The sequence below is a fragment of the Pantoea sp. ACRSC genome (assembly GCF_022346785.1).
Taxonomy (GTDB): Bacteria; Pseudomonadota; Gammaproteobacteria; order Enterobacterales; family Enterobacteriaceae; genus Pantoea; species Pantoea alvi.
This window is the reverse complement of the sequence record NZ_JAKRNN010000006.1, coordinates 26,818-43,313: the sequence shown is the minus strand read 5'-3', so window position 1 is coordinate 43,313 and position 16,496 is coordinate 26,818. Positions and strand designations below refer to the sequence as shown.

Below are 16,496 nucleotides of genomic sequence, written 5' to 3'. Positions count from 1 at the left end.
CTGTTCGTTAGTGCGCGGGAAGCGACGCCGCACTAGATGGCGTCTTCCGGCAGATTAAGATCGCGCCCTCGCGTCTCCGGCGCCACAAAGGTCGTAAAGAAACCGATGGCCGCCATTGCGGAGAAGTAGAGCGCTATCGGCCACCAGTGGCCGCTCCAGGAGAGCATCGCCGCCGCCAGCAGCGGTGCGGTGCCGCCCGACAGAATCGAGCCTAGCTCTTTCGCTACCGCCATTTTAGTGTAGCGATGTTTAACGCCGAACAGCTCTACCCCCCATGCGGCCTGTACCCCGTAGATGCCGAGTGACGCCAGCGCCATGCCCACCACAATCACCGGGATCACGATGGCCGGTTCACGGCTGTCGAGCAGATAGAAGGCAGGCCAGGCGTAAAACATCAGCAGCAGGCAGAAGCCGCGGTAGGTGATGCGGCGGCCAAAGCGATCAGAGAGCCAGCCCGCCAGCGGGATCACCGCAAAGCCCAGCACCGAGGCGATAAAGACCGCCGTGGTGGGCACCGATTTATCGACCATCAGCACCTTTGCCACATAGCCGACCATAAAGCCCTGCGCCAGATAGGAGGGGCCGTTCTCGCCGATACGCAGGCCGACCAGCGTCCAGAAGGCGCGCGTGCGCGTCCAGAATCCGCGCCTGTCCGCCACCGGCTGCGCGCTGCGCGCCGTAGCGCGTTCCGCTTCCAGCTCCTGCTTTCTGCGTTCAAACACCGGGGTTTCGCGCAGGTGGCGGCGAATCCAGAGCGCCACCAGCGCAATCAGCACGCTGCTGAGGAAAGGAATGCGCCATCCCCAGGCGAGCAGGCTCTCTTGATCCATCTGCACGACCACCAGCCACACCAGCGCGGCGAGCAGCGTGCCGCTGTTGGAGCCTAACGCGATCACCGAAGAAACCAGCCCGCGCCGCTCAGCCGGTGCATATTCCCCCAGCATCACCGTGCCGCCGGAGAGTTCCGCGCCGGCGCCCAGCCCCTGAGTAAAGCGCAGCAGCACCAGGCAGGCGGGCGCCCAGACGCCGATAGCGGCATAGCTGGGTATCAGGCCGATTAAGGTGGTGGAGGCGCCCATCAGAATAATGGTGATGACCATGACCGTCTTGCGCCCTTTTCGATCGCCGATCCAGCCGAACAGCACCGCGCCGATGGGACGCGCGATAAAGCCGACCGACCAGGTGGCGAAGCTGGAGAGCAGCGCCATTGCAGGGGTCGCCTGCGGGAAAAAGACATCGCCGAAGATAATGCCCGCCGCCAGGCCATAGAGCGCGAAATCCGCATACTCCATCGCGGTGCCCAGCCAGCAGGATAAGGTGGCGCGCCAGAAATCTTTGCGCCCGTCAGAGGTGGTCAGCCGCTCGTCGGCGGCGGAATGCAGACGCGTGGCATCGCGCTCAACGGGGTGTTGTGTCGTCATACTCTTTCCCTGTATCAGTGATTGTGAACGCCCTTCCGTGGGACGGTTCTTTGATAGCAATCAGAACGCCCTGGATGGCGATAAACTGGTTGGCTAACCCTTATTGCGGTCAGTAAAAGATCCCCTGGTGTTGGAATCTCTCTCTTTGCCTGCGCTGCCGATGTTAATCACCGATCGTGTAAAGCAGGCAAAGAACAAAACTTACTGAGCCATTCTCGCCTCGTCCGCTGCGAGTAATCACTGGGCGCCAGTTTATCTACGCGCGTAGATAAATCAAGTAAATTTAGCCATGTCTGTTAAAAATCATACAGCCCTGCAAAAGATGAAACCGATTTCATTGTTTAAATACAACAACTTAAAAACATAAAGAAAGATACCATCAAACCAGTATCATTCTGGACTTAACACTTTCTCTTAATAATACCTGGACGTAACCTGTCAGCGCGTAGCAAACAGCGTTATCCCCTGGAGAGATGACCACAGGATGACAGCCCCCTCGGTTTCGTCCGGTTAAGTCAGGTTTTAACATTGCGCCGCTTTGCATTAGGCTTAAGAGCAGAACAAATAAGGAGTCCTGTGACCATTATCCTGATGCGACACGGCAAACCGGATCATCGCGTCGCCGGCCGGCTCAGCGCTCAGGGCCTGGCTGACTGGTGCGAGGCGTATGATATGGCGCTGGTATGCGACATGCCGCCTCCCCGCAGCCTGACCATTGCGCGTCAGGCGTCGGTGATCGTCTGCAGCCCGCTGCCGCGCGCGCGCTCGTCGCTGACCCGTCTCGGCCTGCAGCCGAGCCACATCGATGCGCTGTTTAGCGAAATCTCGGTTCCGCTGATCGCCGCGCGTCGCCTTGAAATGCCGACTCTGCTCTGGCTGACGCTGCTGCGCATGCTGTGGCTGTGCGGCTATGCCGGCGAGAGCGAGTCGCTGCAGCGGGCGCGCGCACGCGCCGCGCGCGCCGCCGATCGGCTGATCGCGCTGTCAGAGCAGGGCACGGTGCTGCTGCTCGGCCACGGCCTGATGAATAAAATGATCGCGCGCGAGCTGCGCAAGCGCGGCTGGCAGGCGGAAAAGCACGCCAGCAGCCGCCACTGGAGTTCCGCGATCTATCACCGCCCTTTTATCTGACCAGATCGAAAAAGCTCAGCACTTCGCAGCCGGTGCCAACGCGCGGCGTCGCGATAACGCGGTTTTGCGCCAGATCGATCGCGCTCAGGGTGCCGTCGCCTTCGTTAGCGATCAGCAGCTGCTGATTATCGGGGCTGAAGCAGCCATCCATCGGCTGGTTTCCTACCGGGATATCCCCCAGCGGATTGAGCAGATCGTCGAACAGGGTGATGACGGGCTCCCGATCCCCTATCGCCACCAGGCGCTCGCCGTTGGCGCTGAATCGCACCACCTGACAGGGTTTTTGGTGCCCCGGCAGCGCCAGCCGCTGGCGCACCCGGTGGCTCTGGCGGTCGATAACGTAGAGACAGGGCGCATCCGCCGCGCTGGCCACCAGATAGGGATGCTTTGGCGACGCCGCAATGCCGGCGATGGGGCCTGGCAGCAGAATGGTATCGATGACCCGCCCTTCCGCTTCACACAGATCCACGACGGTGATGCTGGCGTCCTCTTCGTTTTCAGTAAACAGCTTGCGGCCGCTGGGCGAAAGCGTCAGGCGGTGGGCGTTATGCGATGGAACAGGAATGGTTTTTTCCACGCGGTCGGTCGCCGGATCGATAACGGCCACCGCCGCGCTGTTTTCGCAGCAGAGATAAACCTTGCCGTCGCGCCCCAGCTGGCCGCTGTGCGGCGCGCGCAGCGGCGAAAGATCGATAAAGCCGCTGATTTCGCGCTTCACCAGATCGATTACCGCCACCTTGTGACCCGGATGGGGATTGTCGCCGTGTACGCCGTCGCCGTAGATCGGCACGTAGGCTTTTTGCCAGGCCGGCAGCATCAGCAGTTCATGCGGGCGCGGCGGGAAAGCGTTGAGCTCGCGCTCAACGGCAAAGGTCTCGGGATTGAGAAACAGCACGCGGTTGCCCTGCTTATCAACCGCCAGCAGCCCGCGGGTGGGTTCAGACATAGCGACTCCTTTTCTCAGTAAGCCTTCCTTAAGCGTAGACAACCGCGCCTGCGCCACCACGCCCCGATCGACACATCAGCACGGTTAACCAACCGGAATAAACGCAATGGGAGAAGAAATAATCGCTCATCCCCTGCTGTTTCTGGAGGGCAGAGATAAAAACCAGGATTATCTTTAGCGACGGCAATAAATAAAGCGAAGCACCGCCTTAATTAAATATAAGGCAGACGGTAAGGCGATAAACGACAATTTCACCTCTCGCATTCCGGATTATCTGAAATTCAGCAAAAGTCGTAGCGCGCATATAAATAATGCTTTATTAAATCAGTGAAGAGTTTTTATACACAATCGTGAGGAAATGAATGCGCGCGCTGCGCTACGCCTCATGGGGGACACTTCCGCCGCAATAATCACAATAACAGGTGCATCATGAATCAACACGCTCAACGTCCTGCACACTCCCTCTGGCGCAGCTGGAAACGCGTCTCTTTCAGCAGTCAAATGCTGTGGCAGAAAAAAAAGCACAGCGCCCTCTCCGCGCCGGAATATGACGCCAGCCAGGAGGAGAATCTGGTGATCCTCTCCGCTGAAAAAGCGCCTGCGGCGATCCCGAAAACCATCTGGATGGTCTGGCTCGACGACACGCTGCCGCCCTCGCTGCGCCTGAATATCAACCAGCTGCGCCAGGACAATCCCGACCATACGCTGCATCTGGTGACGCAGAGCACCCTGGCGCAGTGGCTGCCGGAGATGACCTTTATCTCCGCCGATCTGACGCCTGCGCATAAAAGCGAAATTATCCGGCTGGAGCTGCTGCACCGCTTTGGCGGCATCGGCATCGACTGCGGCACGCTGTTATTTGAGAAGCTCGACTGGGTACACCAGGTTCAGCAGGATAAGCCGATGGACGTTATTGGCTATTACCGCGAGAACAGCACGCTTAATTTCCTGTCGCCGGTTATCGAAGGCTGGTTTATCGCCGCTGCGCCGGGCAACGCCTTTATTCGCGAATGGCTGAAACAGCTGGCCCCGATTAAAAATCTCGGCGTGCAGAACTATATTAACGAGCTGAAAAAGCGCGACGACTATCCGCTTATCGTGCAGAAAATTCATCACCCGGCGCAGGCGCTGCTGTCGCTGGCGCAGCAGGTGGCGGTAAAAGAGTATCGCCGCGTGAATCTTCACCTGCGCAAAGCGGACGCTAACGCCTGGTTTTATCAGCAGCTGCACGCCGGCAACAGCGACGCGTTCGCCTGTTCGGTGCTGTTTCGTCAGCGGCCGCAAACGCCGCCGCCGGTTATCCGCCTGAGCGGCGACGAGCGGCTGCACCTCGACTTTAATCTGCGCATCGGCCTCTATAACCGCGCCAGCCTGCTGGGCGAGATGATGCTGGCGCCGACGCAGCTGGCGCTGTCGTCAGGCGTCGACAAAGCGCGCGCGTAGCCAGTGCGTAAAGGTGGTGACCGCGCGCGGCACCTGCGCGGCGTAAGGCCTGACGATCCAGAGCTTCTCCGCAAAGGCCTCTACGGCTCGCCAGCGCGGCAGCACCTGCTGCAGCGCGCCGGAGGCGAGCGCCTCGCGGGCGCTGAAGTCCGGCAGCATAGCGATGCCCAGCCCCTGTAGCGCCGCATCGCGTATCGACTCGCTGTTGTTGGTGGCGAAACTGCCCTGCACCCTCACCTCTACCCGCTCCTGCGCCGCGTCGGCGAAGGTCCAGCGCGGGGTTTCCACGCCGCGCGGATAGTATAAGCAGTTGTGCTGCGCCAGCTGATGCGGCGTCTGCGGCGCGCCGTGCGCCGCCAGATAAGCGGGCGAGGCCACCAGCAGCGTGCGCGTATCGCACAGCGGCAGCGCGACGTGCGTTTCCGGCAGCGCGCTGCTGTGGCGAATCGCCAGGTCAAATCCTTCGCTGCTGAGGGAAACAATGCGATCGGTCACGTCGAGCTGCAGCCGGATATGCGGCCAGGCGCGCAGGAAATCCCCGACGAGCGGCACCAGCTGCTGGCGCGCAAAAGCCACCGGCGCGGTCACTCTCACCAGGCCGCGCACCGGCCCGGCGGCGTCGCGCACGCCAAAAAAGCTCTGCTCGATACGCGCGAACGGGTCGCGCAACTCCTCCACCAGCTTTTCGCCTGCCGCCGTCAGCCGCACGCTGCGCGTGGTGCGCTGCACCAGCGCCGTGCCCGCCGCCAGCTCCAGCTCTTTGATCTTTTGGCTCATCGCCGCTTTGCTCACCTCAAGCCGCTCTGCCGCGCGGGTAAAGCTGCCCTGCTCCGCCAGCACCAGCAGCCAGTGCAGATGGATCCAGAGCGCGTCCGTTTTTATCTCTTTCATCAGGCATTGTTCACTATATTGAATAATCATTTCAGCAGGCGCGCTTTTTCTTTGCTGGCCAACGCGTCAGGATAGTTGTCACAGCACAGATAGATTACGCCCTCAACAGGAGAAAAAGCGATGCCGCTACTGCAATTTGATGTGATACAGGGCCGTTCCGAAGCTGAACTGCGCACCCTGCTCGATGCGGCGCACCGCGCGGTGCTGACCGCCTTTCAGGTGCCGGCGCGCGACCGTTACCAGATTGTTCACGAAAACAAGGCGTGTAATATGGTTTTCCAGGATACCGGACTCGGCTTTAGCCGCAGCGATAACCTGGTGATGGTACGCGTCTACACCAGCCCGCGCAGTGCGGAACAAAAGCAGCGCTTTATGGCAGAGCTGGCGCGCGAGCTGCGCGAAAGCAGCGGCGTGCAGGGCCACGATCTGATGATCAGCTTTATTACGAACGACAAAGGCGACTGGAGCTTCGCCGACGGCGAGGCGCAATACCTTACCGGTCGGCTTTGATTTACGGCTCTTTTTCACCGCAATCCGCGACGGCCACCCCGGCCGTCGCACGCTTTTCCCTCTGAAAGATTACCCACTGCACAATTCGGGCGGCATATGTTGCAGCGCTATGACAGCCATTATAGATTGACGCAAACCTACCCTTACTCAATGCGGGCTGCGCAGGATGCGCTAACTCACTTCAAGAGAGGATTTGACGTTGTCCGAATGTGTCTCAGTGGCGCTGTTTCTGGCCGCCATTGCCGTTTACTCGTGGAAAGCCGGCCGCCATAAATTGTGGTTCTCCTTTGTGCTGCTTCTGCTGGTGCTGTTTGTCTTGCTGAACGCGACACTCTTTGCCAGCAACTACTTCACCGGCGATGGCATTAACGACGCGGTGCTCTACACCCTGACCAATAGCCTGACCGGCGCGGGCGTCAGTAAATATGTGGTGCCCGCTATCGGGCTGCTGCTGGTGCTCTTTTTGCTGATCTGCCTGCTGAGCTGGCTGCTGCGGCGCCATGAGCGGCCGCACCATCTCGGCTGGAGCCTGCTGGCGGTGGCCTGCGCCGCAGGATCGGTACAGACCACCCCGGCGTTTCGCCAGGTCGCCAGCCTGGTCGCCTCGCACACCCGGCTGGCCGACTCCGACTTCGACAGCTACTATAAAGTGCCGCAAAAGGTCATCAGCAACCCGCAGCTCAATCTGGTCTATATCTATGGCGAAAGCCTGGAACGCACCTACTTTGACGAGCAGGTTTTCCCCGGCCTGGCGCCGGAGCTGAGTCAGGAAAAGGCGCAGAGCCTGGATTTCAGCGAGACCGTGCAGCTGCCCGGCACCGACTATACAATCGCGGGCATGGTGGCTTCGCAGTGCGGCATTCCGCTGTTCGCCCCTTTCGACGGTAACGCCTCTGCCGCGCTCTCCAGCTTCTATCCGCAAAACGTCTGCCTTGGCGATATTTTGAAAAACTCCGGCTATGAGAACTGGTTTATTCAGGGCGCGGATCTGCGCTTTGCCGGTAAAGACGTTTTTCTGACCTCGCACGGCTTCGATCCGGCCAATATGGTGGGATCGCAGCAGCTGAAAGATAGCGTCGCCGATCCAGCCTACCGCAACAACTGGGGCTACTACGACGATACGGTGATGGATGAGGTGTTTGAGAAATATGAGGCGCTGTCGCGTCAGCAGAAGCGCTTCGCCCTGTTCGCCCTGACCGTGGATACGCACCATCCCGACGGTTTTGTGTCGCGCAGCTGCCAGCGCAAAAGCTACAGCTACGAGGGCAAGCCTAACCAGTCCTTCAGCGCAGTGGCCTGCTCGCAGGAGCATGTGGCGCGGCTGATCGCCCGCATCAAGGCGTCGCCCTACTTTAAAAACACGGTGATCGTGGTGACCTCAGATCATCTGGCGATGAACAACACCGCCCATTCCTATTTGATCAAACAGCCGCGTCGCGATCTCTTTATGGTGATCCGCGGCGATCGGCCGCAGGCGGAGGTGATCGACCAGCCGCGCAGCACGCTGGATAACGGCGCGACGGTGCTCGATATCCTCGGCGGCGATAAAGCGATCGGCCTCGGCCGCAGCAGCCTCGCGGGGACGACGCTGACGGGCCAGTTCGCTGATTTTAAGTCCCATATCACCCGCTGGAAGGCGGATATTATTCAGCTGTGGAACTTCCCGAAAAAGCTCGATCGTTTCGTTATCGATGCGGCGAAAAACAGCTTCAGCTTTTCCGGCGCCACCTTCCGGCTGCCGATCCTGTTCCGCGTCGCCGAAAACCACGTCGAGCCGCTGCCGGAGGGGGAATATGCCGCGCCGCTGCGCTACCAGCTGGCGGATTTTACCGCCAGCGAGAAGTTCGTCTGGGTCGATCGCTGCTTCCGTATGGCGCGGCTGTGGCAGCCTGAGCTGGCGCTCTCCACCGACTTCTGCGTGGCGATGGGACAGCTTGGCGGCCAGCCGAGCGTTGCGCGTATCGACAAAACGCAGTGGAAAGGCCAGGCGCAGTTTCCGCAGAGCGCGCTGAGCACCGCCAACTACCAGCGCAATGAGGCGCTGCTGCGCGTTGAAGATAACGATATCCGCTACGATGCCGACCGCTTTCTGTTCGCCGTGCCGGGCGCGCCGGCCAGCGTGAAGCGCTTCAGCGGCATCTCGCGCTGGGAAAACTGGGGACGCTGGTCCAACGCCAACCTGGCACCGGCGGTCAGCATTGAATATGTCGATCCGCTGCCGGCACGCTTTGATATGGTGATCACCGCGCGCGCCTTCGGGCCTAACGCGCACCGCCCGATTCCGGTGCGCGTCGGCGATAGCGAGCAGCTGCTGACGCTGGGCGAGGATCTCACCACCACCACGCTGCACTTCACCAATCCGGCGGGCGAGCGTACGCTGACCATCGCGCCGCCGGAGCCGCAGCAGAGCAACCTGGGCAATATTACCGGCCAGGATCCGCGGCGGCTCGGCATCGGCATGGTGGATATCCGCATCGTGCCGCAGAGCTAGCTCAGGGCCGCTGGCGCAGCGCCTCCAGGGTTTCGCGCTGCTGCCCGTCGGCCCCGAAGTTATCCGCCGCCAGCCAGCGCAGGAAGCCCTGCTTCACCTGCGGCCATTCGCTGTCGACGATCGAGAACCAGTGGGTATCGCGCGTGCGGCCGCGGTAGACGATCGCCTGACGAAACTCCCCCTCATACTGAAAACCGAGCCGGGCGGCGGCGCGGCGCGAGGGGGCGTTCAGGCTGTCGCACTTCCACTCGTAGCGGCGATAGCCGAGCTGTTCGAAGGCGTAGCGCATCAGCAGAAAATGCGCCTCGGTCGCCTGACGCGTACGCTTCAGCAGCGGCGAAAAGGCGACGTGCCCCACTTCAATTACGCCGTGCTCGGGCGCGATGCGCATCAGCGCCAGCGTGCCTGCCGCGCGTCCGCTCTCCATATCGATCACCGCGAAGTGCAGCGGATCGCGGCTGCTTTCCATTTGCTGCGCATAGCTGAGCCACTGCGCCTCGTCGGCAAAGGGCCCGGCGAACAGATAGGTCCAGTCGCGGCCATCCTGCGCCAGCGCATAGGCGGCGCGCAGCGCCTCGCCGTGCTGCGCCACGCTGAGCGGCTCAAGACGGCAGTAGCGGCCCTCCAGCGTCTCGCGCTGCGGCAGCGGACGCGGCTGCCAGTCCGTTAACGGCAGGCCGACCGGCTGGCCATATTCATTGGTGGTGTGCGGCATAGCATCTCCTTGTGGCGATCGCCTGAGTGGTGGTCACCTGAGCGTGCCGCTTTTCTGGTAGGCTAAAAAGCTCCACGGCTTAAAAGAATGATGGATCCACGCATGCCTGACCGCTGTTCGCCCTCCCCCATCCAGCTGCTCTCCGCGCCGCTCGCGCTGCGCGGCGGTGAAACCCTGCAGCAGCAGCTCTGCCTGCGCGTGAAGCGCGCTATCCTTGCGGGTCAGCTTCCGGCGGGCACGCGCCTGCCCGCGACGCGCCAGCTGGCGCAGGATCTTCAGGTGTCGCGCAATACGGTGATAAACGCCTGGACGCAGCTGCAGGCGGAAGGCTATCTGATCAGCGATCGCCAGGGCAGCCGCGTCAGTCCGATTGCCCTGCCCGCGCCCGCCGCGGTCGACACTGGCAGCCAGGCGCCGGTGGCCGATCGCGTGGCGCTGCTGCACTCCGGCCATCGCTACAGCAGCGAAGAGATGCCGCTGCGCGCCGGCGTGCCTGCGCTGACCCATTTCCCCTTCGCCGCCTGGCGACGCGCGCTTAACCGCGTGCTGAACGACACGCCGCAGCGCCTGCTGGGCTATGGCGATCCGCTGGGCGAAATGGCGCTGCGTGAAGCGCTGGCGCAGCATCTCAGCCTGACGCGCGGCGTGCGCTGCCAGCCGCAGCAGATTGTGATCACCGAGGGGGCGCAGCAGGCGCTGTCGCTCTGCGTCACCCTGCTCAGCAACCCCGGCGATATCGGCTGGGTAGAGGATCCCGGCTATCGCGGCGCGAAATCCGCCATGCTGGCTGGCAATCTGCGCGTGCAGGCGGTGGCGGTGGATGAGCAGGGACTGGCGCCTGACGCCCGGCTGTGGCAGAGCGCTCCGCCGCGCCTGATCTTCTGTTCGCCAACCCATCAGTACCCTACCGGGGCGGTGATGAGTGCGGCGCGACGGCTGGCGCTGCTCGCCCAGGCACAGGCGCATCAGGCGTGGATTATCGAGGATGACTACGACGGTGATTTTCGCTACGTCGGCGAGCCGATCGGCGCGATGCAGGGCATGACGCCCGGCGCGCCGGTGATCTATGTCGGCTCGTTCAGCAAAACGCTGTTTCCGGCGCTGCGGCTGGGCTTTATGGTGCTGCCTGCGACGCTGGCGGTGCCGCTGCGCCCGGCGCTGCACGAGCTGCTGCGCGGCGGCAACCGCCTTGAACAACAGGCGCTGGCCGCCTTTATCGCCAGCGGCGACTTTATGCGTCATCTCAGCAAGATGCGTCGGCTTTACCGTCAGCGGCAGCAGACGCTGCGGCAGGCGCTGCAGGAGACGCTGGGTGAGCGGGTCGCGCTGCTGGGCGGCGAGTGCGGCATGCATCTGGTGCTGCGGCTGGCGGATGAGATCGACGACGCGTCGCTGGCGGCGCAGCTGTGGCAGGCGGGCTACGCGCCCGCCGCGCTCTCCAGCTACTGCGGGGAGGAGACGCCGCTGCGCGGGCTGGTGCTGGGCTACGGCAACACCAGCGGCACCCAGCTTAAAGCGGGCGTGCGGCAGATTCGTCGCCTGCTGGCGCGCTGAGTCCAGCCCGCTGTACTGCCAGCGCGGCGCATCTCACACTCTGCGCGTCGCGCGCGCAACCACGCTCTCCTGACCTGGCTTCTTTGAAGCGGCTCACGTTTCCCGCTCGCTGATTTACCAACACTGCCTCCAGATAATCAGACTGGAGTCCAGCATGCTGGAAATAACCCCTGTACCCGCACTTACCCGCGGCATCGCCATCCTCAACTTTATCGCCCAGCATGGCCCATGCAGCGCGGCCGAGATTATCGACGGCCTGATGCTGCCAAAGAGCAGCGCCTATCTGCTGCTGGCCGAGCTAAAGAAGCAGCGCCTTATCACGGTGGATCGCCACGATCGCTACCGCCTGTGGACACGGCTGGTGGAGTTTGCCGGGCATGCGCTGGAGAAGATGGATCTCCGCGAGATCGCCCGTCCGCGCCTGACGCGGCTGATGCAGGAGAGCAACCTGCTTTGTCATCTCGGCATTATCGACGGCGGGCACGCCTGCTACATCCTGAAGCTGGAGTCTCCCGCCACCATCAGCGTGCGATCCCATGAGGGCAAAAGCCTGTCGCTGCACCGCTCCGGTATCGGTAAATGCCTGCTCGCCTGGCAGCCCGCTGAGGAGCAGGCGCAGATCATTAGCCAGCTGCGCTTTGTCGCCGTTACGCCAACCTCCATTCGCAGCGCAGAGGCGCTGCTTACTGAACTGGCGCGCATCCGGCGCCAGGGCTGGAGCTTCGATAACGGGGAGGATTATCCCGACGTACGCTGCGTCGCCGCGCCGATCTTCGACGCCCGTCGCCAGTTAGTTGCCGCTATTTCGCTGGTCGGCACGCGGCTGCAGATCGATGACGACAACCGCGACTATCTGGCTGGCCGGGCGCTGGCCTGCGCGCGCGATATCTCTTACGCCCTGGGCTGGCGCAGCCCGGCGGAATCTTTCGCTTCTTAATCAGGAGAATGCTATGAGCTTGCCAAAAATCAAAACCGTCCGCGCCTGGTTTACCGGCGGCGCCACCGCAGAGAAAGCCGCGGCGGGCGCTGACTATCACGACCAGGCGGGCGGCCACTGGATCGACGATCATATCGCCACGCCAATGAGCAAATACCCGGCCTATGAGCAGTCGCGCCAGTCGTTCGGCATTAACGTGCTGGGCACGCTGGTAGTGGAAATCGAGGCTGATAATGGCCAGACCGGCTTCGCTATCTCTACCGGCGGTGAGATGGGCTGCTTTATCGTGGAAAAACATCTGAACCGCTTTATTGAGGGGCGCTGCGTTAGCGATATCAGGCTGATTCACGATCAGATGATGAACGCGACGATGTTCTACGCCGGCTCCGGCGGCATAGTGATGAATACCCTTTCCTGCGTCGACCTGGCGCTGTGGGATCTCTTCGGCAAGGTGACGCAACTGCCGGTCTATCAGTTGCTGGGCGGCGCAGTGCGCGACGAGCTGCAGTTCTACGCCACCGGCGCGCGGCCCGATCTGGCGCAGGAGATGGGCTTTATCGGCGGCAAGCTGGCGGTGCAGTGGGGGCCGCACGACGGCGACGCGGGCATCCGCAAAGAGGTGGCGCGTATCGCCCACTATCGCGAAGCCTGCGGTCCCGACTTCTGGCTGATGCTCGACTGCTGGATGAGCCAGGACGTTAACTTTGCCACCAGACTGGCGCACGCCTGCGCCCCCTACAACCTTAAGTGGCTGGAAGAGTGTTTGCCGCCGCAGCAGTACGAAGGCTATCGGCAGCTGAAACGCCAGGCGCCGCCGGGCATGCTGATCGCCAGCGGGGAACATCACGGCACGCTCAGCTCGTTCCGCACCCTGGCGGATACCGGCATCGATATCCTGCAGCCCGACGTCGGCTGGTGCGGCGGGCTGACCACGCTGGTCGAGATCGCCGCGCTGGCGAAATCGCGCGGCCAGCTGGTGGTGCCGCACGGCTCGTCGGTCTACTCACACCACGCGGTCATCACTTTTACCAATAGTCCGTTCAGCGAGTTTCTGATGACCAGCCCGGACTGCAGCACGCTGCGCCCGCAGTTCGATCCGCTGCTGATCGACGAGCCGGTGCCGACGCGCGGCCGCCTGCACAAGTCGGTGCTCGACAAACCCGGTTTCGGCGTCGAACTCAATCGCGACGGCCTGAAACGCCCCTATACCCACTAATGATGCAGGCCGCGCGCTGCCCCTGTCGGGAGGATCGATAAGATGAACAGTCTTGTACAGCAGGCGGTGCGCAAAAACCGCGCCCGCCTGATCCCCTTTATGCTGATGCTCTACGTGCTGGCGTTTCTCGACCGCGCCAATATTGGCTTCGCAAAACAGGCCTACCAGCTGGATACCGGCCTGAGCAACGAGGCGTACGCGCTGGGGGCGGGCATCTTCTTTGTGGTCTATGCCCTGTTGGGCGTGCCCGCCAATCTGCTGATGCGCCGCTTCGGCGCACGCAGCTGGATCGGCGGCACAACGCTGCTGTGGGGGTTCCTTTCCGCGGCGATGGCCTTTGCCGATAGCGAGGCGAAATTCTTGCTGGTGCGCACGCTGCTCGGCGCGGCGGAGGCGGGCTTTTTCCCCGGCATGATCTACCTCACCTCCCAGTGGTTTCCGCAGCAGCAGCGCGCCAGCGTGATGGGGCTGTTCTATATGGGCGCGCCGCTGGCGCTGACCTTTGGCTCGCCGCTTTCTGGCGCCCTGCTGGAGATGCACGGCTTTCTCGGCCATCCGGGCTGGTTCTGGATGTTTATGATTGAGGGGCTGATGGCGGTGGCCGCCGGGCTGTTTACCTTTGCCTGGCTCGATAACAGCCCGGCGCAGGCGCGTTTTCTCAGCGGCGAGGAGAAAGCAGCGCTTCAGCAGCAGCTGGCGAGCGAGGAGCAACAAAAGCCCACCTCGCGGCTGCGCGATGCGCTGCGCCAGGGACGCGTCTGGCATCTGGCGCTGATCTACATGACCATCCAGATTGCGGTCTATGGCCTGATCTTCTTTTTACCCTCGCAGGTCGCTGCGCTGCTGGGCACCAAAGTCGGCTTTGTCGCGTCGCTGGTGGCCGCTATTCCCTGGATCGCCGCGCTGTTCGGCACCTGGCTGATCCCCCGCTATGCCGATCGCCGCGGTGAACGTCGCCCGATCGCCGCGGTAACGCTGCTGGCCGCCGCCGCGGGTATCGGCATCTCGGGCCTGGTGTCGCCGGTGCTGGCGATCGTGGCGCTGAGCGTGGCGGCCATCGGCTTTATCGCCGTGCAGCCGGTGTTCTGGACCATGCCGACGCAGCTGCTTTCCGGCAGCGCACTGGCGGCCGGTATCGGTTTCGTCAATCTGTTCGGCGCGGTGGGCGGCTTTCTGGCGCCGCTGATCCGCGTCAACGCCGAATCGCTGTTTAACAGCGGCAGCGCCGGACTGCTGGTGCTTGCCGCTATCGCCGCCGCAGGCGCGCTGATGATTTTCGGCCTGACCCCTGACTCTCGCACTGCGCTGGCATCGCCAGCTAAACATTAACTCTGGAGGCACCATGCAGGATCCCTTACCTAACCCGTTTAAAGCCGGTCTGGCACGCGGCGAAACCCAGCTCGGCCTCTGGCTAAGCAGTACCTCCTCCTATCTGGCTGAGATCGCCGCCACCAGCGGCTATGACTGGCTGCTGATCGACGGCGAGCATGCGCCAAATACGGTGCAGGATCTCTATCACCAGCTACAGGCGATTGCGCCCTACCGCAGCCAGCCGGTCATCCGGCCGGTGGAATTTCAGCAGGCGTTAATTAAACAGGTTCTTGATATCGGCGCACGTACGCTGCTGGTGCCGATGATCGATAGCGCTGAGCAGGCGCGGGCGCTGGTGGCGGCGACGCGCTATCCGCCCGTCGGCACGCGCGGCGTCGGGGCTGCCGTGGCGCGGGCGGCGCGCTGGGGACGAGTAGAAAACTATATGGCGCGCGCCGGTGAGGAGCTTTGCCTGCTGATCCAGGCGGAGAGCAAAACCGCAATTGATAATCTCGATGCGCTGCTGGAGGTGGAAGGCGTCGACGGTATCTTTATCGGCCCGGCGGATCTCTCCGCCTCGCTGGGCTATCCCGACAACGCCGCCCATCCCAAGGTACAGCAGGTGATTGAGCAAAGCATTCGCCGCATCCGCAAGGCGGGCAAAGCCGCCGGTTTCCTGGCGGTCGATCAGGATATGGCGCAGCGGGCGATAAGCTGGGGCGCGAACTTTATCGCCATCGGCGTTGACACCATGCTCTATACCGACGCGCTGGACCAGCGGCTGGCGCTGTTTCGCCAGCAGGCCACAGGCGCGCCGCGCGCCAGCTACTGAGCGGGCGCGGCGATAGACTGCCGCAGGATAAGCTCGGCGCCGAACGCGGGCAGCGGGCCGATGCGCTCGCCGCGAATGTCGGCGATCAGGCGGCGCGCCGCCTCGCGGCCCATCTCATAAACCGGCTGCGCCACCACCGTCAGCGGCGGCGCAACAATTTCGCTCCAGGGAAAGTTGTCATACATGATGAAGGAAAGATCCTGCGGAATGCGCAGCCCGCGCTGCGCCACGGCGCGCAGCAGCGACATGGCGACCAGGCTGTCCGACGCGATCAGCGCGGTCGGCGGCGCGCTGCGCTGCCACAGCGACTCGACGATACGCGCGATCTGCGCATCGCTGCCGGCGTTGGCCTGGATCAGCGAGGTATCGCAGGTCCGACCGGCCGCGGCAAAAGCCTCCATCATGCCGCCCACACGCTGCGCCACCGGCGTCAGGCCAAAGTCCGAGGCGTCGCGGTAGGCATCCTCCAGCTCCATGCTGGTGATATAGGCGATGCGCTCATGTCCGGCCGCCAGCAGCCGCTGCGTCGCCTCGCGCGCCACGGCGGTGAAATCGCAGCAGATCGCCTCCACGTTAAGATCGATAACCGCACGATCGAACAGCCTGAGCGCGCGTCCCTCCTCCAGCACCTGCAGCAGATGATCATTTTTGTCGCGCGCCGAGTGGCTGGGCGCGACGATGATGCCGTCGACCCGCTTCTCCAGCATCACGCGTACCGCATCCTGCTCCGCCTGCAGCTTTTCATCGCTGTTGCCCAGCAGCAGGTGAAAGCCCGCCTGGCGCGCCACGTCGGCCATGCCGCGCAGCGCCAGCCCGAAGTGCGGGTTCTCGATATCGCCGACGATCACGCCGATGGTGTTGGATCGGCCGGTATTCATGGTGCGCGCCACCTCGTTGGGCCGATAGCCCAGCGCCGCCGCGGCCTGGTTGACTCGGGTCTGGACCTCTTCGCTGACGGCGCCGTAGCCGCCGAGCGCCCTTGCCGCCTGCGCTTTCGATACGCTGGCCGCCCGGGCGACGTCGGCGACGGTGGGCGCTTTAATGCGTGCTTTCTGATTGGTCATAATTAATTCGAATCACAGGTTGATGACAGGAAGA

14 protein-coding genes are annotated in these 16,496 nt (G+C 62.7%); 9 read left to right on the top strand and 5 right to left on the bottom strand.

What is annotated here, in order from left to right; all coding sequences use genetic code 11:
* Window positions 1-32: 32 nt before the first annotated feature.
* The gene (locus MHZ97_RS08395) at window positions 33-1,421 is read right to left on the bottom strand and encodes an MFS transporter (RefSeq protein ID WP_239314318.1); all 1,389 of its coding nucleotides are present in this window, start codon (window positions 1,419-1,421) and stop codon (window positions 33-35) included.
* Window positions 1,422-1,997: 576 nt separating this feature from the next.
* Here MHZ97_RS08395 and MHZ97_RS08390 point away from each other — a divergent pair.
* Window positions 1,998-2,552, top strand: a complete 555-nt coding sequence (locus MHZ97_RS08390; protein ID WP_103793869.1) for a histidine phosphatase family protein — start codon at window positions 1,998-2,000, stop codon at window positions 2,550-2,552.
* On the opposite strand, the gene MHZ97_RS08385 is transcribed toward MHZ97_RS08390, so the two are convergent.
* On the bottom strand, window positions 2,545-3,498 hold the full coding sequence (locus MHZ97_RS08385; protein ID WP_103793868.1) for a YncE family protein: 954 nt from the start codon (window positions 3,496-3,498) through the stop codon (window positions 2,545-2,547). The two genes, MHZ97_RS08390 and MHZ97_RS08385, sit on opposite strands and share 8 nt — an antisense overlap.
* A gap of 429 nt (window positions 3,499-3,927) precedes the next feature.
* On the opposite strand from MHZ97_RS08385, the gene MHZ97_RS08380 reads away from it, so the two are divergent.
* Window positions 3,928-4,941 (top strand): glycosyltransferase family 32 protein, encoded by a 1,014-nt coding sequence (locus MHZ97_RS08380; RefSeq protein ID WP_103793867.1) that lies wholly within the window; start codon window positions 3,928-3,930, stop codon window positions 4,939-4,941.
* Here the strand turns inward: MHZ97_RS08380 and MHZ97_RS08375 are convergent.
* Window positions 4,915-5,832 carry a LysR family transcriptional regulator gene (locus MHZ97_RS08375; protein WP_239314317.1) on the bottom strand — a complete coding sequence of 306 codons (918 nt, stop codon included), beginning with the start codon at window positions 5,830-5,832 and terminating at the stop codon, window positions 4,915-4,917. The genes MHZ97_RS08380 and MHZ97_RS08375 overlap by 27 nt on opposite strands.
* Window positions 5,833-5,952: 120 nt before the next feature.
* Here MHZ97_RS08375 and MHZ97_RS08370 point away from each other — a divergent pair, with 120 nt between their 5' ends.
* Window positions 5,953-6,342 (top strand): tautomerase family protein, encoded by a 390-nt coding sequence (locus tag MHZ97_RS08370; RefSeq protein WP_239314316.1) that lies wholly within the window; start codon window positions 5,953-5,955, stop codon window positions 6,340-6,342.
* A 199-nt stretch (window positions 6,343-6,541) separates the two neighbouring features.
* Complete coding sequence (gene opgB, locus MHZ97_RS08365; protein ID WP_239314315.1) at window positions 6,542-8,833, top strand: phosphatidylglycerol--membrane-oligosaccharide glycerophosphotransferase; 2,292 nt, start codon at window positions 6,542-6,544, stop codon at window positions 8,831-8,833.
* Between the two features lies 1 nt (window position 8,834).
* On the opposite strand, the gene MHZ97_RS08360 is transcribed toward opgB, so the two are convergent.
* Window positions 8,835-9,548 carry a GNAT family N-acetyltransferase gene (locus tag MHZ97_RS08360; RefSeq protein ID WP_239314314.1) on the bottom strand — a complete coding sequence of 238 codons (714 nt, stop codon included), beginning with the start codon at window positions 9,546-9,548 and terminating at the stop codon, window positions 8,835-8,837.
* 102 nt (window positions 9,549-9,650) lie between these two features.
* Between MHZ97_RS08360 and MHZ97_RS08355 the strand changes: the two genes are divergently transcribed.
* The 5 genes from MHZ97_RS08355 (at window position 9,651) to yfaU (ending at window position 15,398) form a co-directional block, all read left to right on the top strand.
* Window positions 9,651-11,102, top strand: a complete 1,452-nt coding sequence (locus MHZ97_RS08355) for a PLP-dependent aminotransferase family protein (RefSeq protein WP_239314313.1) — start codon at window positions 9,651-9,653, stop codon at window positions 11,100-11,102.
* A gap of 154 nt (window positions 11,103-11,256) precedes the next feature.
* Window positions 11,257-12,039 (top strand): IclR family transcriptional regulator, encoded by a 783-nt coding sequence (locus tag MHZ97_RS08350; protein ID WP_239314312.1) that lies wholly within the window; start codon window positions 11,257-11,259, stop codon window positions 12,037-12,039.
* A 13-nt stretch (window positions 12,040-12,052) separates the two neighbouring features.
* Window positions 12,053-13,255 (top strand): L-rhamnonate dehydratase, encoded by a 1,203-nt coding sequence (gene rhmD, locus MHZ97_RS08345; RefSeq protein ID WP_103793860.1) that lies wholly within the window; start codon window positions 12,053-12,055, stop codon window positions 13,253-13,255.
* A 42-nt stretch (window positions 13,256-13,297) separates the two neighbouring features.
* On the top strand, window positions 13,298-14,584 hold the full coding sequence (locus MHZ97_RS08340) for an MFS transporter (RefSeq protein ID WP_239314311.1): 1,287 nt from the start codon (window positions 13,298-13,300) through the stop codon (window positions 14,582-14,584).
* A gap of 13 nt (window positions 14,585-14,597) precedes the next feature.
* Window positions 14,598-15,398: a 2-keto-3-deoxy-L-rhamnonate aldolase gene (yfaU, locus tag MHZ97_RS08335; protein ID WP_239314310.1), complete on the top strand. Its 801-nt coding sequence runs from the start codon at window positions 14,598-14,600 to the stop codon at window positions 15,396-15,398.
* Here the strand turns inward: yfaU and MHZ97_RS08330 are convergent.
* Window positions 15,392-16,462 (bottom strand): LacI family DNA-binding transcriptional regulator, encoded by a 1,071-nt coding sequence (locus tag MHZ97_RS08330; protein ID WP_103793857.1) that lies wholly within the window; start codon window positions 16,460-16,462, stop codon window positions 15,392-15,394. The two genes, yfaU and MHZ97_RS08330, sit on opposite strands and share 7 nt — an antisense overlap.
* Window positions 16,463-16,496 lie beyond the last annotated feature (34 nt).